Source organism: Duganella sp. GW821-FHT01E12, from assembly GCF_059422325.1.
Genome location: NZ_JBWKWR010000002.1, coordinates 241,214 through 263,410, shown reverse-complemented (window position 1 = coordinate 263,410; position 22,197 = coordinate 241,214). Strand labels below are relative to the sequence as shown.

21 protein-coding genes are annotated in these 22,197 nt (G+C 66.2%); 7 read left to right on the top strand and 14 right to left on the bottom strand.

The genetic code is table 11. The annotated features are described in order from the left end of the window. Window positions 1-6: 6 nt before the first annotated feature. From zwf to pgi, 3 genes are all read right to left on the bottom strand, one after another. Entirely contained in the window at window positions 7-1,479 is a 1,473-nt protein-coding gene (gene zwf / locus AC07WS_RS06475; RefSeq protein ID WP_494728263.1) for a glucose-6-phosphate dehydrogenase, read from the bottom strand. Window positions 1,480-1,591: 112 nt separating this feature from the next. Next, complete coding sequence (locus AC07WS_RS06470) at window positions 1,592-2,488, bottom strand: SMP-30/gluconolactonase/LRE family protein (RefSeq protein ID WP_494728262.1); 897 nt, start codon at window positions 2,486-2,488, stop codon at window positions 1,592-1,594. A 4-nt stretch (window positions 2,489-2,492) separates the two neighbouring features. After that, window positions 2,493-4,142, bottom strand: a complete 1,650-nt coding sequence (gene pgi, locus AC07WS_RS06465; protein WP_494728261.1) for a glucose-6-phosphate isomerase — start codon at window positions 4,140-4,142, stop codon at window positions 2,493-2,495. Between the two features lie 209 nt (window positions 4,143-4,351). On the opposite strand from pgi, the gene edd reads away from it, so the two are divergent. Further along, complete coding sequence (edd, locus tag AC07WS_RS06460; protein ID WP_494728260.1) at window positions 4,352-6,274, top strand: phosphogluconate dehydratase; 1,923 nt, start codon at window positions 4,352-4,354, stop codon at window positions 6,272-6,274. Between the two features lie 3 nt (window positions 6,275-6,277). Further along, window positions 6,278-6,901 carry a bifunctional 4-hydroxy-2-oxoglutarate aldolase/2-dehydro-3-deoxy-phosphogluconate aldolase gene (gene eda, locus AC07WS_RS06455; RefSeq protein WP_161087327.1) on the top strand — a complete coding sequence of 208 codons (624 nt, stop codon included), beginning with the start codon at window positions 6,278-6,280 and terminating at the stop codon, window positions 6,899-6,901. A 16-nt stretch (window positions 6,902-6,917) separates the two neighbouring features. Here the strand turns inward: eda and AC07WS_RS06450 are convergent, their stop codons facing one another. From AC07WS_RS06450 to AC07WS_RS06435, 4 genes are all read right to left on the bottom strand, one after another. Further along, window positions 6,918-7,130 carry a BrnA antitoxin family protein gene (locus tag AC07WS_RS06450; RefSeq protein WP_494728259.1) on the bottom strand — a complete coding sequence of 71 codons (213 nt, stop codon included), beginning with the start codon at window positions 7,128-7,130 and terminating at the stop codon, window positions 6,918-6,920. A gap of 151 nt (window positions 7,131-7,281) precedes the next feature. Beyond that, entirely contained in the window at window positions 7,282-7,434 is a 153-nt protein-coding gene (locus tag AC07WS_RS06445) for a hypothetical protein (protein ID WP_494728258.1), read from the bottom strand. A gap of 281 nt (window positions 7,435-7,715) precedes the next feature. Continuing rightward, window positions 7,716-8,228: a hypothetical protein gene (locus AC07WS_RS06440; RefSeq protein WP_494728257.1), complete on the bottom strand. Its 513-nt coding sequence runs from the start codon at window positions 8,226-8,228 to the stop codon at window positions 7,716-7,718. Window positions 8,229-8,280: 52 nt separating this feature from the next. Then, window positions 8,281-9,180 carry a LysR family transcriptional regulator gene (locus AC07WS_RS06435; RefSeq protein WP_494728256.1) on the bottom strand — a complete coding sequence of 300 codons (900 nt, stop codon included), beginning with the start codon at window positions 9,178-9,180 and terminating at the stop codon, window positions 8,281-8,283. 84 nt (window positions 9,181-9,264) lie between these two features. On the opposite strand from AC07WS_RS06435, the gene AC07WS_RS06430 reads away from it, so the two are divergent. Continuing rightward, entirely contained in the window at window positions 9,265-10,053 is a 789-nt protein-coding gene (locus tag AC07WS_RS06430; RefSeq protein ID WP_494728255.1) for an NAD(P)H-dependent oxidoreductase, read from the top strand. On the opposite strand, the gene AC07WS_RS06425 is transcribed toward AC07WS_RS06430, so the two are convergent. Further along, window positions 10,050-11,480: a cytochrome P450 gene (locus tag AC07WS_RS06425; RefSeq protein WP_494728254.1), complete on the bottom strand. Its 1,431-nt coding sequence runs from the start codon at window positions 11,478-11,480 to the stop codon at window positions 10,050-10,052. The genes AC07WS_RS06430 and AC07WS_RS06425 overlap by 4 nt on opposite strands. Window positions 11,481-11,571: 91 nt before the next feature. On the opposite strand from AC07WS_RS06425, the gene AC07WS_RS06420 reads away from it, so the two are divergent. Continuing rightward, window positions 11,572-12,420 carry a helix-turn-helix domain-containing protein gene (locus AC07WS_RS06420; protein WP_494728253.1) on the top strand — a complete coding sequence of 283 codons (849 nt, stop codon included), beginning with the start codon at window positions 11,572-11,574 and terminating at the stop codon, window positions 12,418-12,420. Here AC07WS_RS06420 and AC07WS_RS06415 read toward each other — a convergent pair. The 4 genes from AC07WS_RS06415 to AC07WS_RS06400 all read right to left on the bottom strand — a co-directional run bounded on the left by AC07WS_RS06415 (window position 12,402) and on the right by AC07WS_RS06400 (window position 14,853). After that, window positions 12,402-12,818 (bottom strand): DoxX family protein, encoded by a 417-nt coding sequence (locus AC07WS_RS06415; RefSeq protein WP_494728252.1) that lies wholly within the window; start codon window positions 12,816-12,818, stop codon window positions 12,402-12,404. The genes AC07WS_RS06420 and AC07WS_RS06415 overlap by 19 nt on opposite strands. A 72-nt stretch (window positions 12,819-12,890) precedes the next feature. Continuing rightward, on the bottom strand, window positions 12,891-13,856 hold the full coding sequence (locus tag AC07WS_RS06410) for a diguanylate cyclase (RefSeq protein WP_494728251.1): 966 nt from the start codon (window positions 13,854-13,856) through the stop codon (window positions 12,891-12,893). After that, window positions 13,853-14,479, bottom strand: a complete 627-nt coding sequence (locus AC07WS_RS06405; protein WP_494728250.1) for a chemotaxis protein CheX — start codon at window positions 14,477-14,479, stop codon at window positions 13,853-13,855. Before AC07WS_RS06405 ends, AC07WS_RS06410 begins: the two co-directional genes overlap by 4 nt. Window positions 14,480-14,481: 2 nt before the next feature. Beyond that, window positions 14,482-14,853, bottom strand: coding sequence for a response regulator (locus AC07WS_RS06400; RefSeq protein ID WP_494728249.1), 372 nt, complete (start codon window positions 14,851-14,853; stop codon window positions 14,482-14,484). A 221-nt stretch (window positions 14,854-15,074) separates the two neighbouring features. On the opposite strand from AC07WS_RS06400, the gene rpiA reads away from it, so the two are divergent. Further along, on the top strand, window positions 15,075-15,752 hold the full coding sequence (rpiA, locus tag AC07WS_RS06395; protein ID WP_494728248.1) for a ribose-5-phosphate isomerase RpiA: 678 nt from the start codon (window positions 15,075-15,077) through the stop codon (window positions 15,750-15,752). 118 nt (window positions 15,753-15,870) lie between these two features. Beyond that, complete coding sequence (locus tag AC07WS_RS06390) at window positions 15,871-16,230, top strand: hypothetical protein (RefSeq protein ID WP_494728247.1); 360 nt, start codon at window positions 15,871-15,873, stop codon at window positions 16,228-16,230. A gap of 45 nt (window positions 16,231-16,275) precedes the next feature. Here AC07WS_RS06390 and AC07WS_RS06385 read toward each other — a convergent pair whose 3' ends face one another. Further along, window positions 16,276-16,548, bottom strand: a complete 273-nt coding sequence (locus tag AC07WS_RS06385; protein ID WP_494728246.1) for an oxidative damage protection protein — start codon at window positions 16,546-16,548, stop codon at window positions 16,276-16,278. Window positions 16,549-16,582: 34 nt separating this feature from the next. Then, entirely contained in the window at window positions 16,583-17,893 is a 1,311-nt protein-coding gene (gene argA / locus AC07WS_RS06380; protein ID WP_494728245.1) for an amino-acid N-acetyltransferase, read from the bottom strand. A gap of 217 nt (window positions 17,894-18,110) precedes the next feature. On the opposite strand from argA, the gene hrpA reads away from it, so the two are divergent. After that, window positions 18,111-22,172, top strand: coding sequence for an ATP-dependent RNA helicase HrpA (gene hrpA / locus AC07WS_RS06375; RefSeq protein WP_494728244.1), 4,062 nt, complete (start codon window positions 18,111-18,113; stop codon window positions 22,170-22,172). Window positions 22,173-22,197 lie beyond the last annotated feature (25 nt).

Sequence of the window (22,197 nt, the reverse complement as noted above, 5' to 3'; positions counted from 1 at the left end):
TGTCGTTTAATCTTCCGGTAAAGCTTCTTCGCGCCATTGCAGGCCGTCGCGGCCGATCAGCGCCGAGGCGGCGGCCGGACCCCAGGTGCCGGAGGCGTAGGGAATCGGGAAGCTGTCGTCGGCCTCCCAGTTGTTCAGGATGGGCTCGACCCATTCCCACGCCGCTTCCAGCTCGTCGCCGCGCATGAACAGCGTCAGCTGGCCGCGCAGCACGTCGAGCAGCAGGCGCTCGTAGGCGTCCATGCGCGGCGATTTGAACGATTCGCGGAAGTCCAGTTCCAGCTCGGCCTGCTTGAGGCGCATGCCGTCGCCCGGCGTCTTGGCCATCAGGTTCATGCGCAGGCCCTCGTCCGGCTGCAGGCGGATCACCAGCGAATTGGGCTGGAAGCTGTTGGTCGGCTGGGCGAAGATCGAATGCGGGATCTGCTTGAAGCGCACCACGATCTCGGCCAGGCCGTCGGCCATGCGCTTGCCGGTGCGCAGGTAGAACGGCACGCCGGCCCAGCGCCAGGTGTCGATCTCCGCCTTCATCGCGACGAAGGTCTCGGTGCGCGAATGTTCCGGCGCATCCGGCTCGTCGCGGTAGCTCGGCACGGCCTTGCCGTCCACATGGCCGGCGCGGTACTGGCCGCGCACGATGTTCTGCGCCAGCGTGGTCGGCGTGAATTTTTTCAGCGAACGCAGCACCTGCAGCTTGGCGTCGCGCACGGCGTCCGGCGCGATCGAGGTCGGCGGCTCCATGGCCACGATGCACAGCAGTTGCAGCAGGTGGTTTTGCAGCATGTCGCGCAGCGCGCCCGAGGTGTCGTAGTAGCCCATGCGGTTGCCCACGCCCAGCTTCTCGGCGATGGTGATCTGCACGTCGGAGATCCACTCGCGGCGCCACAGCGGCTCGAACAGGATGTTACCGAAGCGCAGGGCCAGCAGGTTCTGCACGGTCTCCTTGCCCAGGTAGTGGTCGATGCGGTAGATCTGCGATTCCTCGAACACCTGGCCCACTTCGGCGTTGATCTGCTTGGCCGAGGCCAGGTCGCGGCCCAGCGGCTTTTCCAGCACCACGCGCGAGTTCTTGGTCACCAGGCCGTTGGCCTTGAGGTTCTCGCAGATCTGCGAGAAGATCGCCGGCGGCGTGGCCAGGTAGTAGACCTTGGTGATGGCGTCGTCCTTGCGCAGCGCCTCGACCAGCGACTTGTAGCTGTCCGAATCGGTGGCGTTGAGCGACACGTAGACGATGCGCGCGGTGAACTTGGCCCAGGCGGCCGGCGTGACGGCCGGCGACTTGATGTGCGGTTTGGACGTGGTCTCGACGGTGTGCAGGAAGTCCTGCTGGCTGGCCTCGGCGCGGCCGACGCAGATGATGCGGGCGGTGGCGGGCAAGTCGTTGGCGACATCGCGGGCGTACATCGCGGGCAGCAATTTGCGCATCGCCAGATCGCCGCTGCCGCCAAACAGAACCAGGTCAAAATCGGTAAGAGCCATAATTATTCGCAGTATGTAGAGTGCTGAAAGAGGGATGTAACTGTAAATTTACTACACGATTTAGCGTATTGCAAGAAAATTTACTACAAATGCTGCGGATGCAACATATAGTTTATTCGATATAGGCCGGCTCCGTGCGGCCGGCCACGTCGACCCGCAGCGACAGCAGCTTGCCGCTGAGCGGGTACTGCGCCAGCTCCGGCGCCGGCCGCGCGCCCGCGCTGGTGACGTACAGCGTGCGCAGGTCGGCGCCGCCGAAGGCCAGCATGGTGGGGCAGCGCACCGGCAGCGCGATCTCGCCGATCAGCTCGCCGGTCGGCGAGAGCTTGGCGATGCGCGCGCCTTCGAACATCGCGACCCAGTAGTTGCCTTTGCTGTCGACCGCGGCGCCGTCGGGACGGCCGCCGTAGTTGTGCTCCTTGTCCATCGAGAACTGGTGCAGCAGGCGCTGGTTGGACGCCTTGCCGCTGGCGACGTCGAAGTCCAGCTTGGTGACGCGGTGGGCGCTGGTGTCGGCGTGGTACATGGCGCTGTAGTCGGGGCTGAAGCCCAGGCCGTTCGAGTTGGTCATGCCGCCCGACCAGGCCTTGCGGATCGTGCCTCGCTCCAGCACGAACATCTCGGCGGCCGGCTTGTCGCGCGGCTCGTAGATGGTGCCGACCCAGAAGCGTCCGGCGCCGTCGACGTGGCCGTCGTTGAAGCGGGTGATGGCGGTGTCGTAGGGCGCGGCGGCGATATCGGTCAGGCGCACCTCGTCGCTGCCGGTGTCCAGGTGGGCGAAGCCGCTGCGCATGGCGACCACCAGGCCGCCCTGGTCGCTGACGGCCAAGGTGGCCGGCTCGCTGGACAGCTTCCACGAACGGTGCGCGCCGCTGGCGGGATCGAGGCGGTGCACGGTGAAGGCGGGGATGTCGACCCAGTACAGCGCCTGCTCCTGCGCGTGCCACAGCGGGCACTCGCCGGTTTGCATGACGGCGTCGTAGGCGACTTCGATCTGTGGTGTGCTCATGGTCTTAGATGTGTTGTGCGGCCTTGGCCATGATGATCAGGCCATTGGTGGAGCTGTCGTGGCGTTCCGGTTTGATGTCGCCGGTCAGCTCGGCGTGGATGTTCTTGGCGAGGACCTTGCCCAGCTCCACACCCCACTGGTCGAAGCTGTTGACGTCCCAGATCACGCCCTGCACAAAGGTCTTGTGCTCGTACAGCGCGATCAGCGCGCCCAGCGTGGACGGCGTCAGCTGGTCCATCAGGATGGTGTTGGACGGACGGTTGCCGGGGAAGGTCTTGTGCGGCACCAGTTCGTCGATCTCGGCCTCGCTCAGTTTTTGCGCGGTGAGGTCGGCGCGCACTTCGGCGGCGGTCTTGCCGGTCATGAAGGCTTCCGATTGCGCGAAGCAGTTGGCCAGCAGCGAATCGTGATGTCCCGCCAGGTCGTGCGTGGCGCGCAGCGCGGCGATGAAGTCGATCGGCGTGACGTCGGTGCCTTGATGGAGCAGCTGGAAGTAGGCGTGTTGCGCGTTGGTGCCGCATTCGCCCCACACCACCGGGCAGGTCGGCGTGTCGACTTCGGCGCCGCCGCGCGTGACGCGCTTGCCGTTGCTCTCCATGTCCAGCTGTTGCAGGTAGGCCGGGAAGCGGCTCAGGTCCTGGTGGTACGGCGCGATCGACAGCGAGCCGGCACCCAGGAACTGGCGGTTCCAGAAGCCGACCATCGCCAGCAGCACCGGCATGTTCTGCTCCAGCGGCGCCTCGCGGAAGTGTTCATCCATCGCGTGCGCGCCGCCGAGGAAGGCGCTGAAGTAGCCGAAGCCCACCGCCAGCGCCACCGCCAGGCCGATCGCCGACCACACCGAATAACGGCCGCCGACCCAGTCCCAGAATGGGAACATATTGGCCGGGTCGATGCCGAAGGCCTTCACGGCTTCGATGTTGGTGGAGACGGCGACGAAGTGGCGCGCCAGGTCTTCCTCTTTGGCCGACTGCAGGAACCAGTTGCGGGCGGTGCCGGCGTTGAGCATGGTCTCGGCGGTGACGAAGGTCTTGGAGGCGATGATGAACAGCGTGGTCTCGGGATTGACCTGCGCCAGCGCGGCGTCCATGTCATGGCCGTCGACGTTGGAGACGAAGTGCATCTTCAGGCGCGGATGGGCGTACGAGCGCAGCGCCAGCACGGCCATCTTCGGTCCCAGGTCCGAGCCGCCGATGCCGATGTTGACGACGTCGGTGATCGGCTTGCCGGTGTGGCCCAGCCAGGCGCCGCTGCGTACGCGATCGGTGAAGTCCTTGATCTGGTCCAGCACCGCGTGCACGTCGTGCGCGATGTCCTGGCCGTCCACGGTCAGCGCCTTGCCGCGCGGCATACGCAGGGCCGTGTGCAGCACGGCGCGATGTTCGGTAAGATTGATCTTCTCGCCACCCAGCATGGCGTCGCGCTGGCGCTCCACGCCGCGTTCGCGGGCCAGGTCCAGCAGCAGGCCGATGGTGGTGGCGTTCAGGCGGTTCTTCGAATAATCGAGGAACAGGCCGGCCGCGTCCACCGTCAGTTTGGGGAAGCGCTGCGCGTCGGCTGCGAACAGCTGGCGCAGTTGCCAGTTCCTGGCGTCGGCTGCGTGGGATTCAAGGGCTAGGAAGCTGGAAGTGGTGGTCAGTGCTGGCTGGCGCATAATCGTTGGGCGTCGTTAAGTCTGAGGGAGGGGATGCATGAATGATACAGGAAAATCCGGTAAATTCACTACGCTTCCGTGAAAACTATCGTTTCCGGGCTGGGCGGGTCGGGTGGGCAGGCCCATCGGACGCGGGCGGGATAATAAAAGTAGCTTGAATTCGGAATTTTGTAGTAAAATTTCACGGAATTCATTCATAAGGAACGATCATGGCGTTGCATCCAGTCCTAGAAACCGTCACCGCACGCATCATCCAGCGCAGCAAGCCGTCGCGCGGCGCGTATTTGGCCCATCTTGAGGCGGCCCGCGTCAAGGGCGTCCAGCGCGGCGCGCTCGCTTGTACCAACCTGGCGCACGGCTTCGCCGCCTTCCCCGCCAACGACAAGCTGTCGCTCAAGGAACTCAAGAAGCCATCGGTGGCGATCGTCTCGGCCTACAACGACATGCTGTCGGCCCACCAGCCGTTCGAAGGCTTCCCGGCGCTGATCAAGGACGCGGTGCGCGAAGTCGGCGCGGTCGCCCAGTTCGCCGGCGGCACGCCCGCCATGTGCGACGGCGTCACCCAGGGCCAGCCGGGCATGGAGCTGTCGCTGTTCTCGCGCGACGCCATCGCCATGTCGACCGCCATTGCGCTGTCGCACAATATGTTCGACTCCGCCGTCTACCTGGGCGTGTGCGACAAGATTGTACCCGGCCTGCTGATCGGCGCGCTGCACTTTGGCCACCTGCCCGCCGTGTTCGTGCCGGCCGGCCCGATGACCACCGGCCTGTCGAACTCCGAGAAGGCCAAGATCCGCCAGCTGTACGCGCAGGGCAAGGTCGGCCGCGCCGAGCTGCTCGAAGGCGAATCGCAGTCCTACCACAGCGCCGGCACCTGCACCTTCTACGGCACCGCCAACAGCAACCAGATGCTGATGGAGGTGATGGGCCTGCACCTGCCGGGCGCCGCCTTCATCACCCCGAACACGCCGCTGCGCGACGAGCTGACCAAGGCCGCCGCCAAGCGCGCCGCCGTCATCACCGCGCAATCGCAGGAATACCTGCCGGTCGGCCACGTGGTCGACGAGAAGTCCATCGTCAACGCGGTGGTCGCGCTGCTGACCACCGGCGGCTCGACCAATCACACGCTGCACCTGGTGGCCATCGCCAAGGCGGCCGGCATCGTCATCGACTGGAACGACTTCGACGAGCTGTCGAAAGTGGTGCCGCTGCTGACGCGCATCTACCCGAACGGCAACGCCGACGTGAACCACTTCCACGCCGCCGGCGGCACCGGCTTCGTCATCCGCGAACTGCTGGACGGCGGCCTGCTGCACGACGACGTCACCACCATCCTGGGCAAGGGCCTGCGCGCGCACTGCGCCGAGCCGTTCCTGGGCGAGGGCGGCAAGGGCGTGGTCTGGAAGGATGCGCCGACCGAGTCGGGCGACGAGGCGGTGCTGCGTAAGATCAGCGCGCCGTTCTCGCCGGACGGCGGCACCGTGCTGGTGCAGGGCAACCTGGGCCGCGCCGTGATGAAGGTGTCGGCCGTCAAGCCCGAGCATCAGACGGTGGAGGCGCCGGCGCTGGTGTTCAACTCGCAGGAGGATTTCATGGACGCCTACAAGGCCGGCCAGCTTGATCGCGACTTCGTGGCCGTGCTGCGCTTCCAGGGGCCGCGCGCCAACGGCATGCCGGAACTGCACGCGCTGACGCCGGCGCTGGCCAACCTGCAGGACGCGGGCCGCCACGTGGCGCTGGTCACCGACGGCCGCATGTCGGGCGCGTCGGGCAAGGTGCCGGCGGCGATCCACGTGTCGCCTGAGATTTTGGCCGGTGGTCCGCTGGGCCTGGTGCGCGACGGCGACATCATCCGCGTGTGCGCCAAGACCGGCACGCTGGAAGCGCTGGTCGAATCGAGCGTGTGGCATTCGCGCTCGCTGGCCACGGCCGACCTGACGCCGAACGGCGTGGGCATGGGCCGCGAACTGTTCGCCATGTTCCGCAACAGCGTGTGCGAGGCGGAGAAGGGCGCGACCACCTTCGGGCTGCCGTCGCCGATTCCCACCACGGTGGGCCTGCATGACAAAGACCCGGTCGGCAATACCGTGCCGGGTTCCGATGAAGATTACTCGATGAAGAAAGATGCGTAAATCATGACCATGACTCTGCTCGACATTATGCGTACTTCGGCCGTGATCCCTGTGATCGCGATTGACGAACCTGAACATGCGGTCCCGCTGGCGCGCGCGCTGGTGGCCGGCGGCATCCGGGTGCTGGAGGTGACGCTGCGCACCAAGCACGGCCTGGGCGCGATCAAGGCCATGTCGGAAGTGGAAGGCGCCATCGTCGGCGTCGGCACGTTGACGCAGCCGGAAGAGTTTGCCGCTGCGCGCGATGCGGGCGCGGTGTTCGGCGTGTCGCCGGGTTTGACGTCGGCGCTGATTGCCGCCGCCAAGAGCAGCGGCCTGCCGCTGCTGCCGGGCGTGATGACGCCGTCCGAAGTGATGGCGGCGCGCGAGCATGGTTTCCGTCAGTTGAAGCTGTTCCCGGCGGTGCCTGCCGGTGGCATCGGCATGCTGAACGCGATCGGCGGCCCGCTGCCGGACGTGATGTTCTGCCCGACCGGCGGCATCTCGCAAGAGACCGCGTCGCAGTTCCTGGCGTTGAAGAACGTCGCCTGCGTGGGCGGCTCGTGGCTGACGCCGAAAGACGCCATCGCCGCCGGCGACTGGGATCGGATCACCGACCTGGCCAAGGCGGCCAGCGGGTTGCGGTAAGTTGAAACGACGGCGCCTAGGGCGCCGTTTTACTGAGCAAGTCGCTCATGCGCTGCTGCCACCCAGGCCCAGTGGCTTTCCAGCGCTCGATCACCTCAACCGGAAGGCGCAGCGACACTTCTTCCGCCGCAGGCGTTTCCACCTGCGTCAACCGAGCTGCCTGCCCTGAGCGCATCTGCTTTACCGATTCCAGCAAATCGCGTTGGAAGTCTTCTTTCTCAGAGGGCATCTTCAATTCCTTCTTTCAGATTAGCCAGAAATGTTGTCGGGAGCTTGTCGAATTTTGACTTCGTGTAGACGATCAGGAGCCAGATAACTTCGTCTGCGGTACAAAAATAAATTATTCTTGCGCCGCCTCGTTTGCCTTTCCCCCGCGTTGATCAGCGTACTTTTTGGCAGCCACCGCTACCGGAAATAACATCACCGGCATCGGGATGGCTTGCAATCCATGAAATGAATTCCATGCGTTCGTCTTCGCTCCAGATCTCAGCGGCGTACCGGACGAAAACAGCTGTTTCAGCCACGGTGTGCATGATGAAATTCTACGCCGAACAGCGAAGATGCGGAAGAAACTGCGTTCGTCATCATGGGCTCCTGAGAGAGTGTGTCTCATGAGCTTATCGCAATGAAGAACTGATGGCTTTGATCCTTTCGGGCCTCAAGGCTCCTTGAACTTGGCGATATGGCAGATCAGCCAGGCTTCTCATTTTTCCTCAGCATCGAGAGTTCTTCGCGGATGACTTTTCTGAGAGCGGCTGCCGTAATTGGCTTTCCAGGTTCGGCAGGGGGATTCATTGCATTCCGTAGCGCGGCATTAATAGCGGTTGGGATTCAGGCAGAACAGGCCGGCCTTCGTGGCAAGTTCCAGCACCGGCGCGGCCTGCTCCTTGTTTTTGAAATACAGGATGTTGGTGTCGTCCCAGCCCGCCGCGTAGATGCAGCCCAGTTCCGGCAGGATGATGAATTGCGACGGCACGCCGTAGTCGTTGAAGCGCGACTGGCGCAGGTAGCCTTCGCGGTCGGTGTAGCGCTTCAGCACCAGCTTGGCCTTCGCCGGCCAGCGGCCGCGGTGGCGCAGCGTGTAGACCGGCGTCAGGTCGTACAGCGCCGCCCAGTGCTGCCCGAACTTCTTGTTGCGCGCCACGCGCTCCTGGCCTTCGAAGCAGTCCAGCAGATGCCATTCGCTCTCGTCGTCGAGCCAGTGGTCGAACACGGAGATCGCCACGCGCTCCATGCCGCCGTCCGAGTCCAGCTCCCTGATTTGCTTCAATTGCGGAAACTGCCGGTGGATTTCGGCAGCGACGTTCGCGTCAACGCGAGACAGCATCTTCATATACATCCTTCATTGGTGACCAAGCCTTCAGCGCCGAAGTATATACTCAAGCCACCGTGCTGGCGATGTGCTCGCGCAGCCATTGATGCGCCGGGTCGCGATGCGAGCGCTCGTGCCACAACATGGCCATCTCATAGCCGGGCACCTCGACCGGCGGCGCCACGCGGCGCAGCGCTGGATGGTCTTTCACCAGTCGCTCCGGCAGCATCGCGACCATATCGGTGCTCGCCAGCGCCGATATCACAAACAGAAAGTGCGGCACCGACAGCGCCACCCTCCGTGGCGGCAAGCCAGCCGCTGCCAGCGCGCGATCCGTGACGCCGCTGAACCCTCCGCCGTCGGGCGATACGATGACATGCTCCATGGCGCAGAACTGCGCCAGCGTCGGCCGCCGTTTCAGGCGCGGATGGCCGTGGCGTCCCGCCAGTACGTAACGCTCCCGGAACAGCAGCCGATGGCGCATGCCCGGCGGCGCTTCCTCGCTGATGTGGAAAGCCAGGTCGATCTCGCCCGATTCCGCCTGCCTGGCGATGCGTGGCGGGATCAGTTCGTGCACCGCCAGCCGCGTTCCCGGAGCCGCCGCGCGCAAGCCCGCCAGCGCCGGCAACAGGATGGTCGATTCGCCGTAGTCGCTGGCGGCGACGCGCCACGTTTGATTCGCCTCCCGCGGATCGAATGGACTGGCTGGCGACACCGCGCGGCCCAGCGCTTCCAGCGCCAGCCGCAAGGGTTCGCGCAATTGGTCGGCGCGCGCGGTGGGGCGCATGCCGCGCGGCCCGGGCAGCAGCAGCGGATCGCCGAAGATGTCGCGCAGCTTTGACAAGTGTACGCTGATGGATGGCTGCGAAAAGTTCAGGCGCTCCGCCGCCCGCGTCACGTTGTGCTCCGAGAGCAGCACGTCCAGCGTCACCAGCAGGTTGAGGTCCAGACGGCGGAGATTATTCATGGCTATACCTGGGATATTGGAAATTCATTTCTAATATACCTGATCCGCTCCTATGCTGGTGTTTTCCACTCAAGGAGTAGCGTAATGAATGTTCTGATTGTGTATGCCCATCCCGAACCGAAGTCGTTGAACGGCGCGTTGAAAGACTTCGCGGTGCGGCGTCTTGAAGCGGCGGGACACGCCGTCCAGGTGTCCGACCTGTATGCGATGAAATGGAAGGCGCTGGTCGATGCCGGCGATGTCGTCGGCGGCCCGGCCGGCGACCGTTTCGATCCGGTGGGGGATTCCCGGCGCGCCTACGCCAACGATTTACAAAGCGCCGATATCGCCCGCGAGCAGGACAAGCTGCGCTGGGCCGATACCGTCATTTTCCAGTTCCCGATGTGGTGGTTTTCGATGCCGGCTATTATGAAAGGTTGGTTTGAGCGGGTCTATGCCTTTGGCTTCGGCTACGGCGTCGGCGAGCATTCGGATGTGCGCTGGGGCGACCGCTACGGCGAGGGCACGCTGGCCGGCAAGCGCGCCATGCTGGTGGTCACGGCTGGCGGATGGGCGTCGCATTACGGCCCGCGCGGCGTCAACGGCGCTATCGACGATCTGCTGTTCCCCATTCAGCATGGCATCCTGTACTACCCCGGCTTCGATGTCCTGCCGCCGCTGGTGGTGTACCGCGCCGAACGCATGGACGACGCCAGGTTCTCCGCAGTGCGCGACGAATTCGGAGAGCGTCTCGACACGCTTGCGCAAACCGCGCCGATCCCGTTCCGCTCTCAGAATGGCGGCGACTACGACATCCCCGCCATGACGTTGAAAGCCGATGTGGCGCCCGGGCTGTCGGGCTTTTCCGCCCATCTCGATGTGGCGGATGCTTAGCCCACGCGGTTCCGCAGCCGCATGCGCAGGCCGACCGGCGACATCGTGAAGGCCATCAGCTCGTCCGGCTCCTTGCCGTCCACCGTGTCGAGCGAGGCGATGTCGAAGCTGTTGAGCAGCATGGCGCCGGCCAGCTTGATCTCCAGCAGCGCCAGATAGCGCCCGGGGCAGGTGCGCACGCCGGAACCGAACGGCATCGACACATGCTTGTCCATCGCGCCGTCGCCCTTTTGCAGCCAGCGCTCGGGATCGAACTGGCCGGCCTGCGGCACGTAGTTGTCGCTGATGCTGTCGTGGCGCATCACGCACCATACCAGACCGCCCTTGGGAATGCGGACGTCGCCGATCACGCTGTCGCGCAAGGCTTCCAGCGGCAGGAAGGGCGCCACGGGCTTGAGGCGCATGGCTTCCTGCGCGCAGGCGTCCAGATAGTCCAGCGCGTCCATCTGCTCGATGGTGAACGCCGCCGTGTCGGGCGCGATACGCCGCACTTCCTCGCGCGCCTTGCGCAGCGCGGCCGGATTCTTTTGCAGCAGGTACAGCATCCATGCCAGCGTGTTGCTGGTGGTGTCCTCGCCGGCCAGCAGCAGCGTGGTGACGTTGCCCGCCACGGTGATGTCGTCGACGCCGCTGTCGCCTTCGTCGGCCGCGCAGATCATCGCCTCCAGCAGGTTGGCGGGACGTTCGCGCCGGTGCGGCTCGGCCGCCAGGCGGGCGCGCGCGTCGGCCACCAGGTCGTCGACCGCCTTGCCCAGATTGCGCACGCTGTCGTCCAGCCGGCGGTCGCGCGGCAGCTTCACGTAGCGCCAGTACGGGAACAGCGAGAACGAGCGGCGCGACACCTCCGGCAGGATGGCGTCCATGTGGCGCTGGATCACGTCCTCGCCGCCGTCGATGGTGTTGACGTCGGTGCCGAAGGCCAGGCCGGCGATCACGTCGACGCTGAAGCGCTTCAGGTCTTCGGTCAGGTCGATGGCGGCGCCGTCGCGCGCGGCCTGGCGCCAGCGCTGCTGCAGCCGCAGGCCGACCTTCACCAGCGACGGGAAGTAGGCCTTCACCGCGTGCGGCGCCAGCGCCGTCATCACCATGCGGCGCTGGTTGCGCCAGGCCGCGCCCTCGGCCAGGAACAGGCCGGGACGTCCGCCCATTTCGTCCGACACCTGGGCCGTGATGGAGGGGCGGCGGAAGCCGTCGGGGCGGTCGCGCAGCGCGGCGTTGACCAGCTCGTGCCCGGCCAGCACCAGCATCGGCGTGCTGCCCAGCGTGATCTTGAACATCGGCCCATAGCGCTTGCTCCACGCCTCGACGCTGCGGTGGATGTGCTGCAGGTCCATGTTCGGCAGGTTGCCGGCCAGCGGCCAGGGACGTGGTCCGGGCAGGCTCTCGACGGTGCGCAGGGCGGGGGCGGCGGTGATGGCGTGTTCCATGTCGGCTTCCTTGTGTGATGATGCCTCACTATGCCGCGCCGCCGCCGGCCCGTATTGAACGTTTGCGACAGCTTTGGTATAAACTTTGCAAATGTCCGACACCGAACCAGCCCTGACGCGTTTGATCGTGCCGCCCTTCGCGCTGGCCTCCTGCGTGCGCGCCTACATCACGCGCAGCACGGTGGAGCGGCCGCTGACCGATGCGGCCGAGCGTTTCAATCACTTCCCCGCCACGCCGCATTGTTCGATCACCTGGTTCATCGAGGGCGAGGCCGAGGTGGTGCAGCCGCCGGGCATACCGAAGACCGAAATGCGCGCCGTGTTCGTCGGCCCGCAGTCGCGCCCCATGGTCACCTACAATCCGGGGCCGGTGCGGATACTGATGGTGATGTTTTATCCGCAGGCCATGCATGCGCTGGGCGGCATCGACGTGCCGGCCTGGGTCGACCGCTGGGACGCGGTGGACCGCGTGCTGGGGCCGGAGTGGCGGGCGATGTCCGACGCGGTGCTGGCCGCGGCCGACGACGCCGCGCGGCTGGCGGTGCTGGAGGCCTTCCTGGCGCCGCGCTGGCAGGGGGCGCGCCCCGGCGGGCCGGGCGCGACGGCCGGCGACTGGGTGCGCCATCTGGCGTGGCAGGTGGCCGACACCGCGCTCGGGCGCGGCGTGCGCAGCATCGAGCGCCACATCAAGGCGCGCGCAGGCCAGCCGATGCGCAAGCTGCTGCGCCTGCAGCGCGCCGAGCAATCGTTCTTCGACGCCCGCGACGAGTTCCTGGCCGGGCGGGTGGTGTGGTCCGACGTGGCCGCGCGCGGCGGCTATGCCGACCAGGCCCACCTGTGCCGCGAGGCGCGCGAGATCACCGGCCACAGCCCGCACGCGCTGGCGCGCATCATGCAATCCGAGGATGAAAGCTACTGGATCTACCGCATCTGGACCTGAGCGCGCCGGGCCTTCAGCTCTTCCCAGGCGGTGACCAGCAGGCAGGTGATCAGCAGCGCGCTGTATTCCCAGCCGCCGGTGCCCGGTCCCACCACGAAGAAGCCGTTGTGGCGGTGGAACAGGAAGATGCCGGTGGCGTAGATGACGGTCAGCGCGGCGCAGACGGGCAAGGTCAGCAGGCGCAGCGCCAGCAGCACCGTGCCCACCGTCTCGGTCAGGTTGACCGCGTACGCCAGCAGGGTGCCGCTGCCGTGCGGGAAGCCTTCCTCTTCCAGGATCTGGCCGAGGATGGGGCTGCTTCCCTCGTAGAAGCGGTAGGCGCCGTGGGTGAACAGGATGGCGCATAAAACCAGACGCAGCAGATCGGTGCCGGCGCTGGCGCGTGCGAAGATTCTCATAGGTCTCCCGGGAACATTGTTGTTATTGCATGAATGCCCGGGCACTCTAGCACAGACGCGCCGCGCCGGATATCAGGCCGGCAGCAGCGCCTCGGTGCGGTCGCGGCCGTTGCGCTTGGCCAGGTAGAGCGCGCGGTCGGCCGCGCCGATCAGCGCCTCGATCTCGACCGGCGCGTCGACCCGCTGGGTGGCGATGCCGATGCTGACCGTGACGCGCTGGGCGGCTTCGCAGTTGCGCTCGTGCGCGATGGCCAGCGCGCGGGTGCGCGCGTGGATCGCCTCGGCCATCAGGGTGGCCTGCTCGACGTCGGTCTCGGGCAGGATCATGGCGAACTCCTCGCCGCCGTAGCGCGCCATCAGGTCGCACGGGCGCTTGAGCAGGGCCGCCAGCGCGGCCGCCACCTGGATCAGGCACTGGTCGCCCTTCTGGTGGCCGTAGTGGTCGTTGTAGGCCTTGAAGTGGTCGATGTCTATCATCAGCAGCGACAGCGGCGTGCCGCCGCGCTTGGCGCGCCGGTGTTCCTTTTCCATGGCGACGTCGAAGTGGCGGCGGTTGGCGATGCCGGTCAGGCCGTCGGCGAAGGTCTGGGTGCGCAGCACCATGGCCTGCTCGCGCAGCAGCTTCTCGCGCCCGACCGCGATGCTGACGTCGGTGATCTGGATCAGGCAGTGGCGCGCCGCGCCCTCGACCGCGATCGGCGTCACCTGCACCGCCTGCTGGATGCGCGCGGCCCCCTGGGCGCCGGCGTACAGCGCGAACGGCGCCTTGTTGAGCGTCTGCGACAGCAGCGACGGGAAGTTGTTGTACAGCGCCTGCTGGACCGCCGACTCGACCCGGCCGCCGCGCAGGTCCGGATACACGGCGAAGAAGTCGGCGCCGGCCACCTGCCCGTGGTCCAGGCCGGAATGCCGGGCCATCCACGCGTTCCACAGCACCACGCGGCGCTCGTGGTCGAGCACGATGGCGCCCAGGTTCACCGAGGACAGCACGCTGTGCAGCAGGCGCAGGCGGTGCGCTTCGGTCAGGTCGCTCATCATGCCTGTCCCATCGCGCGGGCGATGTAGAGGTTGATCTGCTCCTTGAGGTCGTGCAGCGCCGAGATGTCCAGCACGAAGGCCACGTAGCCGTGGATCTGGTGCTTCTCCAGCAGGAAGTCGATGTGCAGCATCAGCACCACGGTGTCGGCCTGGCTGCCGGAGGCGATCAGGATCTCGTCGCTGGTGCCGACGTGGTACTGCGGCAGCGAGCCTTGCAGCTCGCGCTGGAAGATGTTGGCCAGCGTGCCCACGCAGGAGTTCAGGATGATGTTGCCGATCTCGCACATGGCCTCTTGCTCCATCTCGGTGAGCTCCTTCTGCGACACCGCCTCGCCCACCATCAGGCGCACGATCTCCAGGCTCTTATCCTCGGGGAACATGAGGATGGCCTCGGTCGAGAAGGCGCCCTCGTAGTGCTGGCTGACGCCGCAGATGGCGCCCGGCTCGGCCGATTTGCCGTCCAGCAGGCGCGCGGCCTCGGCGCGGTTGATGAAGCTCACCGACGGCACCGACATGTGCACCGCCTCGTTGACGATGGCGCTCATCGACGCCGCCGCCTGGCCGACGCCGATGTTGAAGATCTCGATCAGCGCGTCGTTTTCCAGTTCGGACAGGGAGAACATGCTCAGGCCGCTTCCAGGGTGGACAGCAGCTGGGCGATGCGCGCCTCGGTGATCGGCTTTTCCATGAAGCCTATGCCCAGCAGCGTGGCGCGCTCGCGCGTGGCGGCTTGCACATTGGCCGTCAGCAGCGAGATCGGGGTGGCGGGAAACTCCTGGCGCAGCAGCTCGGCGGCGGCGATGCCGCCCATGCCGGGCATGTTGACGTCCATCAGCACCAGGTCCGGCCGCGCGGCGCGCGCCTTGAGCAGCGCCTCCTCGCCGGTGGCCGCCTCCTCGACGATCCAGTCGGCATGCAGGGCGCCGATGTACTGGCGCGCCATCAGGCGCGACACCCGGCTGTCATCGACTATCAAGACTGTTCTGGTAAGCGTCATATCCCGTCCCCGCGATCAAATTGGGCGCTGCGTCGCGATCATTCTCGCATATCCGGCCCCTTCGCTGGCAAGCAACGTTGCGTGGCCGCTGCGCTTGTGCCAGTCTGCGACACCGGCGCGGAATTGGTATTGTCTCGGCGCAATTTTTGGCCGAAAAACGGGGCGGGCGGGGGCGATCCGTTAAAATAGCGGGACCGCCTTTCCTCTCTTATAGAAACATCATGACCCAAGACGAACTGAAACAAGCCGTAGCCCGCGCCGCCATCGATTACGTGGTGGACAACCAGATCATCGGCGTCGGCACCGGCTCCACCGCCAACTTCTTCATCGACGAGCTGGCCAAGATCAAGCACCGCATCCGGGGCGCGGTGGCCTCGTCCGAGGCGACCGCGACGCGCCTGCGCGGCCACGGCATCGCGGTGTACGACCTGAACGACGTGGCCGAGATCGCCGTCTACATCGACGGCGCCGACGAGATCACCAGCACTGGCGCCATGATCAAGGGCGGCGGCGCGGCGCTCACGCGCGAGAAGATCGTCGCCTCGGTGGCCAAGCAGTTCGTCTGCATCGCCGACGGCTCCAAGCTGGTCTACGTGATGGGCAAGTTCCCGCTGCCGGTGGAAGTGCTGCCGATGGCGCGCGCGTCCGTCACGCGCGCGCTGGCCAAGCTGGGTGGCACGCCCAAGCTGCGCCTCAAGCCGGGCAGCGACGAGGCTTTCATCACCGACAACGGCGGCGTGATCGTCGACGTGGCCGGGCTGTCGATCACCGACCCGGTGGCGCTGGAGCAGCAGATCAACCAGATCGTCGGCGTGATCGCGGTCGGCCTGTTCGCCGCGCGCGGCGCCAACGTCTGCCTGCTGGGCACGGCGGACGGCGTCAAGACGCTGACCTTCTGACCCCCAACGCGTGGCGGGGTCAGACCCCGCCGGGGTCTGACCCCTATGTGGCGGAGCCGCTTCCGCCGGGCACGGTGGCGGGGTTGAAAGCGCCGCCCACTACAGTGAGAGTTCCCCCATGAAACGATTGCCGCTGTTGTTGTCCTGCGCCGCGCTGCTGGGCGCCTGCTCCTGGCTGCCGCCGCTGGGCAAGCCGCGCGACGCGGCGCCCGCGCCGCGCCAGCCGGCGCCGCGCACCACGGCCGACGACGGCACGCCGCTGGCCTATGTGGACGGCGTGGAAATCCAGAAAGTGCCGTTCCGCGCCGGCGTCTCGTCGGCGACGGTGGAGAGCCTGGCCAAGCGGCAGGGCTGCACGGGCGGCTGGGGCGCGGGATTGGTGAGCGAACCGGGACCGGTCGAGGTGTACCGCATGACTTGCGAAAACGGTAAGGTTTTCATGGCCAGATGCGAATTGAAACAGTGTAAATTGATGTAGAACACCACACGCCGGCGGCGGGCGCCGCCGGCGTTTGCCACCAGCTTACTCGCTTGGCGGCACGTAGCCCTGGGCGGCGTCGGCGCCGTCGCCGAAGAAGTGCTTCTCCATCTGCGTGGCCAGGTATTTGCGGGCGCGCTGGTCGGCCAGGTTCAGGCGGTTCTCGTTGACCAGCATGGTCTGGTGCTTCAGCCAGGCCGCCCAGGCTTCCTTGGAAACCGATTCATAAATCTTCTTACCCAGTTCACCCGGATACGGCGGAAAGTCCAAGCCCTCGGCTTCCTTGTTGAGTTTGATGCATTGAACGGTGCGGGCCATCTGCGTTGCTCCTAAAGCGGTATGTAAAACGAGATTATAAGGTCTTAATCAAAACCTGGGACTTGCGCTGCCAGTTGTACATGCGCTGGCGGTCCTTGGGCAGGGCGTCCACCGTGGCCGGCACGAAGCCGCGCTTCTGGAACCAGTGCGAGGTGCGGGTGGTGAGCACGAACAGCTTCTGCACGCCGATGGCGCGCGCGCGGTTCTCCATGTGCTTGAGGATGCGCTCGCCGTCGCCCTGGGCCTGCACCTCGGGGTTGACGGTCAGGCAGGCCATCTCGGCCATCTTCTGCTCCGGGAACGGGTACAGCGCGGCGCAGCCGAAGATCACGCCGTCGTGGTCGATGACGGAGAAGTAGTCGATCTCGCGCTCGATCAGCTCGCGGCCGCGCTTGACCAGCGTGCCGTCCGCCTCGAGCGGCTCGATCAGCTTGATGATGCCGCCCACGTCCTCGATGGTGGCCTGGCGCAGCGACTCCAGGTTCTCGTGCGAGATCATGGTGCCCACGCCGTCGTGGGTGAACAGCTCCAGCAGCGCCGAGCCGTCCATGTCGAACGAGACGATGTGCGAGCGCTCGACGCCGTTGTTGCAGGCCTTGACGCAGTGCTTCAGGTAGAAGGCGGTGGCGTCCGGCAGGAAGCCGGCCTGCAGCACGGCCTCGGCCTGGTGCGAGGACAGCTCGCGGATCTCGGCGCCGCCGGCGTCGGTCATCATGCCGGTCTCGGTGATGAAGATCAGCTTGTCGGCGTGCAGGGCGATGGCGGTGCTGCAGGCCACGTCCTCCATGGTCAGGTTGAAGGCCTCGCCGGTGGGCGAGAAGCCCAGCGGCGACAGCAGCACCAGGCCGTCCGAGCCGAGGATGGAGTGGATGGTCTCGGCGTCGACCTTGCGGGTGATGCCGGTCAGCTCCAGGTCGACGCCGTCGATCACGCCCAGCGGGCGGGCCGTGATGAAGTTGCCGGAGATGATGCGGATGGCCGCGTGCGACATCGGCGTGTTGGGCAGGCCCTGGCTGAAGGCGGCCTCGATGTCGAGGCGCAGCTCGCCGGCGGCCTCCTTGGCGCACTCCATGGCGGCGGTGTCGGTGATGCGCAGGCCGTTGTGGAAGCGGCCCTCGACGTTACGCAGGGCCAGCTGCTCGGCCACCTGCGGGCGCGAGCCGTAGACCACGGTGACGTTGATGTCGAGCGCGTGCAGCAGCGACAAATCGTGCGCCAGCACCTGCAGCGCGCCGGCGCTGACGAGTTCACCAGGGAAGGCGACCACGAAGGTCTTGCCACGGAAGGCGTGGATGTACGGCGCGACCGAGCGCAGCCAGTGGACGAATTGGGTAGGGTTTTCCATTAGGCGCATTATAATTCGGTGCGCGACTTCCGCGCCAAAACCTTTGTAAAAAACAATGTCAGAAGCCAGCAACAAGTCCAAAGGCGCGTCCGGCGCGCCCGCCAGCACGCAGAACGCCCCCTCCCGCACCCCGCAAGCGCCCAATGCCCGCCCGGGGCAGGGCCAGCCACGCCCGCAAGGGGAGGGGCGTGCGCGCGGACGCTCACCCCGAACCGACATGGGGTCTGACCCCGTACGGGGTCAGACCCCTGGCTCCGGGGTGCGGGGTGGTTCGCGCGCGCCGCTGCCGGATGGCGAGGGCTCGCTGCCGCCGCCACGCCGCGAGCCCCGGCCGCGCCTGACGCCCGAGGAGCAGGCCGCGCGCGACGCCGAACGCGCCTTCCGCAACCCGCTGCCAGCGATCACCTATCCTGAAGACCTGCCGGTCTCCGGCCGCCGCCACGAGATCGCCGAAGCGCTGCAAGGCCACCAGGTCATCATCGTCTCCGGCGAGACCGGCTCCGGCAAGACCACCCAGCTGCCGAAGATCTGCCTGGAGCTGGGCCGCGGCCAGCAAGGCCTGATCGGCCACACGCAGCCGCGCCGCATCGCCGCCTCGTCCACCGCCAAGCGCATCGCGCAGGAACTGGGCACGCCGCTGGGCGTCACGGTCGGCTTCAAGGTGCGCTTCGCCGACACGCTGACCAAGGGCGCCTCGGTCAAGCTGATGACCGACGGTATCCTGCTGGCCGAAACCCAGACCGACCCGCTGCTGAAGAACTACGACACCATCATCATCGATGAAGCGCACGAGCGCAGCCTGAACATCGACTTCCTGCTCGGCTACCTGAAGCAGCTGCTGCCGCGCCGCCCGGACCTGAAGGTGATCATCACCTCGGCGACCATCGACGCCGACCGCTTCTCGCGCCACTTCGGCACACCGGAGAAACCGGCGCCGGTGATCGAAGTCTCGGGCCGCCTGTACAAGGTGGAAGTGCGCTACCGCCCGATCGAAAGCGACATCGTCAATCCGGCCGTGGCCAACGCCGAAGGCAAGGGCCAGCGCACCGCCGCCGCCCGCGAAAAGCGCGACCTGATGGACGCCGTGGTCGACGGCGTCGACGAGCTGTCGCGCCTCGGCTCGGGCGACGTGCTGGTGTTCCTGCCCGGCGAACGCGAAATCCGCGACGCCGCCGAAGCCCTGCGCAAGCACCATCCGCCGCACGTGGAGATCCTGCCGCTGTTCGCCCGCCTGTCGGCCGAAGAGCAGGAGCGCGTGTTCAAGCTGACCAACGCGCGCCGCATCGTCCTGGCCACCAACGTCGCCGAAACCTCGCTGACCGTGCCAGGCATCCGCTACGTGGTCGACGCCGGCCTGGCACGCGTGAAGCGCTACAGCTACCGCAACAAGGTCGAGCAGCTGCAGATCGAACCGATCGCGCAATCGGCCGCCAACCAGCGCGCCGGCCGATGCGGCCGCGTGGCCGACGGCGTCTGCATCCGCCTGTACGAAGAGCAGGACTTCCTGCAGCGGCCCAAGTTCACCGAGCCGGAGATTCTGCGCTCGTCGCTGGCGTCGGTCATCCTGCGCATGAAGTCCCTGCACCTGACGGATGTGGAGACCTTCCCGTTCATCGAACCGCCGCTGGCGCGCGCCATCGCCGACGGCTACCAGCTGCTGCAGGAACTGGGCGCGGTCGACGAATACAACCAGCTCACGGCACTGGGCAAGAAGCTCGCCAAGCTGCCGCTGGACCCGCGCGTGGGCCGCATGATCCTGGCCGCGCTGGACAACGTCTGTCTGGACGAGATGCTGATCATCGCCTCCGCGCTGTCGGTGCAGGACCCGCGCGACCGGCCGATGGAGCACCAGCAGGCCGCCGACGAGGCGCACAAGAAGTTCGCCGACGAGAAGTCGGAGTTCCTCAGTTATATCAAGATATGGAAGTGGTTCGAGAACGCGATTGAGCACAAGAAGACCAACCGCCAGCTGATGGACAACTGCCGCACCAACTTCCTGTCGCAACTGCGGCTGCGCGAGTGGCGCGACGTGCATTCGCAGCTGCTGACCATCGTGAAAGAGCAGGGCTGGCGCATCAACGACACCCCGGCCACCTACGAGAACCTGCACCTGGCGCTGCTCACCGGCCTACTGGGCAACATCGGTTTCAAGAGCGAGGACGAACCGGGAGCCGGCTACCTGGGCGCGCGCGGCATCAAGTTCAACATCTGGCCGGGCTCCTCGCTGCTGAAGAAGCCGGGCAAGTGGATCATGGCGGCGGAGCTGGTCGACACCACGCGCCTGTATGCGCGCTGCGTGGCGCAGATCCAGCCGGAGTGGCTGGAGAAGGTCGGCGGCCACCTGCTGAAGAAATCGTGGGGTGAGCCGCGTTGGGAGAAGAAATCCGCGCAGGTCAGCGCGTCCGAACGCGCCACGCTGTATGGGCTGGTGGTGTACAGCCAGCGCCGCATCAACTACGGCTTGTTCAACCCGGTGGAGGCGCGCGAGATATTCATCCGCGATGCGCTGGTCGGCGGCGATTACGAAACGCGCGCGCCGTTTTTCGCGCACAACCATAAGCTGATCAAGGAAATCGAAAACCTTGAGCACAAGTCGCGCCGCCTCGACGTGCTGGTGGACGATGAACTGATCGCCGCCTTCTACGACAAGCTGATACCGGCCGACGTGGTCAACGGCGCCGGCTTCGAGAAGTGGCACAAGGATGCCACGGCCGCCGAGCCTAAGCTGCTGTACCTGAATCGCGACGAATTGATGCGCCACGAAGCGGCCGGTGTGACCACCGACCTGTTCCCGAAGATGATGTCGGTGACGGGGCTGGAGATGCAGCTGACCTATCACTTCGAACCGGGCAGCGTGCGCGATGGCGTGACCATGGCCGTGCCGCTGTACGCCTTGAACCAGCTGCCGCGCGAGCGTTGCGAGTGGCTGGTGCCGGGCATGTTGAAGGAGAAGGTGCACCTGCTGCTCAAATCCCTGCCGCAGAAGCTGCGCCGCCATTGCGTGCCGCTGCCGGATTACGCGGCCAAGTTCTGCGAGCGAGTGCACGAAGCGGGCGTGTTCGGGCGCGGCGACTTGATCGACGCGATCATCGCCGACATCCGCGCGCAGATCACGATCTCGGTGCTGACCAGCGACTTCAAGCCGGAGACGCTGCCGGCGCACCACTTCATGAACTTCAAGGTGATCGACGAGCACGGACGCCAGCTGGAGATGGGCCGCAACCTGGCCACGCTGCAGGCGGAATTCGGCACGCAGGCGCGCGAGAGCTTCCAGAAGATGGCCGAGTCGTCGGGCGGTCAGGGCGTGAGCATGCGCGCGCTGGGCACTGGCGGCAGCGCTGGCAGCTCCGGCGGCGCCGCGCCGTCCGCGCCGGCCGCGCAAGGCAAGGGCGCGCCAGCCGCCGCGCCGACGGCCACCAGCGGCATCACGCTGACCGGCCTGACCTCGTGGACCTTCGGCGAACTGCCGGAGCTGCTGGAAATCGCCCAGGGCAAGCTGACGCTGATCGGCTTCCCGGCGCTGGTGGACAAGGGCACGCACTGCGACCTGGAAGTGTTCGACGATCCGACCGTGGCCGCGCGCACTCACCGCGTCGGCCTGCGCCGCCTATTCGCGCTGCAGATGAAGGACCAGATCAAGTTCATCGAGAAGAGCATCCCCGGCCTGCAGCAGATGGGCATGCAGTTCATGAGCATGGGCACGCAGGAAGAGCTGCGCGAGCAAATCATCAACAAGGCGCTGGACATCGCCTGCCTGCAGGACCCGCTGCCGATCGACGCGGCCAGTTTCGCCAAGCGCAAGGACGAAGGCAAATCGCGCCTGGTGCTGCTGGTGAACGAGATCGCGCGTTTGCTGTCGCAGGTGCTGACCGAGTTCCACGGCCTGCCCAAGCGCCTGCAAGGGCTGCCCGCGCAGGCGGCGGCCGACATGCAGTCGCAGTTGCAGGGATTGGTCAACAAGCGCTTCCTGTCGGAGAACGAGTACAGCCAGCTGTCGCACTTCCCGCGCTACCTGAAGGCGATGAACGTGCGCATCGAGAAGCTGCGCGGCGACCCCGCGCGCGACGCCAAGCTGATGGCCGAATGGCAGCAGGCCGCGATGCTGTACCAGCGCGCCAACAAGGACAAATCGGCCGGCAAGAACACCGATCCGAAGATGGTGGAATTCCGCTGGATGCTGGAGGAGTTGCGCGTGTCGCTGTTTGCGCAGGAGCTGCGCACGCCGATGCCGGTATCGGCCAAGCGGCTGCAGAAAGTATGGGAGTCGATGCAGCGCTAAGCGCGCTGGCGCACGCAGGCTGGGG

Excerpts from the sequence above, each read along its gene's own strand:
- zwf (WP_494728263.1), bottom strand. The coding sequence starts at position 1,479 with ATGGCTCTTACCGATTTTGACCTGGTTCTGTTTGGCGGCAGCGGCGAT.
- AC07WS_RS06470 (WP_494728262.1), bottom strand. The coding sequence starts at position 2,488 with ATGAGCACACCACAGATCGAAGTCGCCTACGACGCCGTCATGCAAACC.
- pgi (WP_494728261.1), bottom strand. The coding sequence starts at position 4,142 with ATGCGCCAGCCAGCACTGACCACCACTTCCAGCTTCCTAGCCCTTGAA.
- edd (WP_494728260.1), top strand. The coding sequence starts at position 4,352 with ATGGCGTTGCATCCAGTCCTAGAAACCGTCACCGCACGCATCATCCAG.
- eda (WP_161087327.1), top strand. The coding sequence starts at position 6,278 with ATGACCATGACTCTGCTCGACATTATGCGTACTTCGGCCGTGATCCCT.
- AC07WS_RS06450 (WP_494728259.1), bottom strand. The coding sequence starts at position 7,130 with ATGCCCTCTGAGAAAGAAGACTTCCAACGCGATTTGCTGGAATCGGTA.
- AC07WS_RS06445 (WP_494728258.1), bottom strand. The coding sequence starts at position 7,434 with ATGCACACCGTGGCTGAAACAGCTGTTTTCGTCCGGTACGCCGCTGAG.
- AC07WS_RS06440 (WP_494728257.1), bottom strand. The coding sequence starts at position 8,228 with ATGCTGTCTCGCGTTGACGCGAACGTCGCTGCCGAAATCCACCGGCAG.
- AC07WS_RS06435 (WP_494728256.1), bottom strand. The coding sequence starts at position 9,180 with ATGAATAATCTCCGCCGTCTGGACCTCAACCTGCTGGTGACGCTGGAC.
- AC07WS_RS06430 (WP_494728255.1), top strand. The coding sequence starts at position 9,265 with ATGAATGTTCTGATTGTGTATGCCCATCCCGAACCGAAGTCGTTGAAC.
- AC07WS_RS06425 (WP_494728254.1), bottom strand. The coding sequence starts at position 11,480 with ATGGAACACGCCATCACCGCCGCCCCCGCCCTGCGCACCGTCGAGAGC.
- AC07WS_RS06420 (WP_494728253.1), top strand. The coding sequence starts at position 11,572 with ATGTCCGACACCGAACCAGCCCTGACGCGTTTGATCGTGCCGCCCTTC.
- AC07WS_RS06415 (WP_494728252.1), bottom strand. The coding sequence starts at position 12,818 with ATGAGAATCTTCGCACGCGCCAGCGCCGGCACCGATCTGCTGCGTCTG.
- AC07WS_RS06410 (WP_494728251.1), bottom strand. The coding sequence starts at position 13,856 with ATGATGAGCGACCTGACCGAAGCGCACCGCCTGCGCCTGCTGCACAGC.
- AC07WS_RS06405 (WP_494728250.1), bottom strand. The coding sequence starts at position 14,479 with ATGTTCTCCCTGTCCGAACTGGAAAACGACGCGCTGATCGAGATCTTC.
- AC07WS_RS06400 (WP_494728249.1), bottom strand. The coding sequence starts at position 14,853 with ATGACGCTTACCAGAACAGTCTTGATAGTCGATGACAGCCGGGTGTCG.
- rpiA (WP_494728248.1), top strand. The coding sequence starts at position 15,075 with ATGACCCAAGACGAACTGAAACAAGCCGTAGCCCGCGCCGCCATCGAT.
- AC07WS_RS06390 (WP_494728247.1), top strand. The coding sequence starts at position 15,871 with ATGAAACGATTGCCGCTGTTGTTGTCCTGCGCCGCGCTGCTGGGCGCC.
- AC07WS_RS06385 (WP_494728246.1), bottom strand. The coding sequence starts at position 16,548 with ATGGCCCGCACCGTTCAATGCATCAAACTCAACAAGGAAGCCGAGGGC.
- argA (WP_494728245.1), bottom strand. The coding sequence starts at position 17,893 with ATGGAAAACCCTACCCAATTCGTCCACTGGCTGCGCTCGGTCGCGCCG.
- hrpA (WP_494728244.1), top strand. The coding sequence starts at position 18,111 with ATGGGGTCTGACCCCGTACGGGGTCAGACCCCTGGCTCCGGGGTGCGG.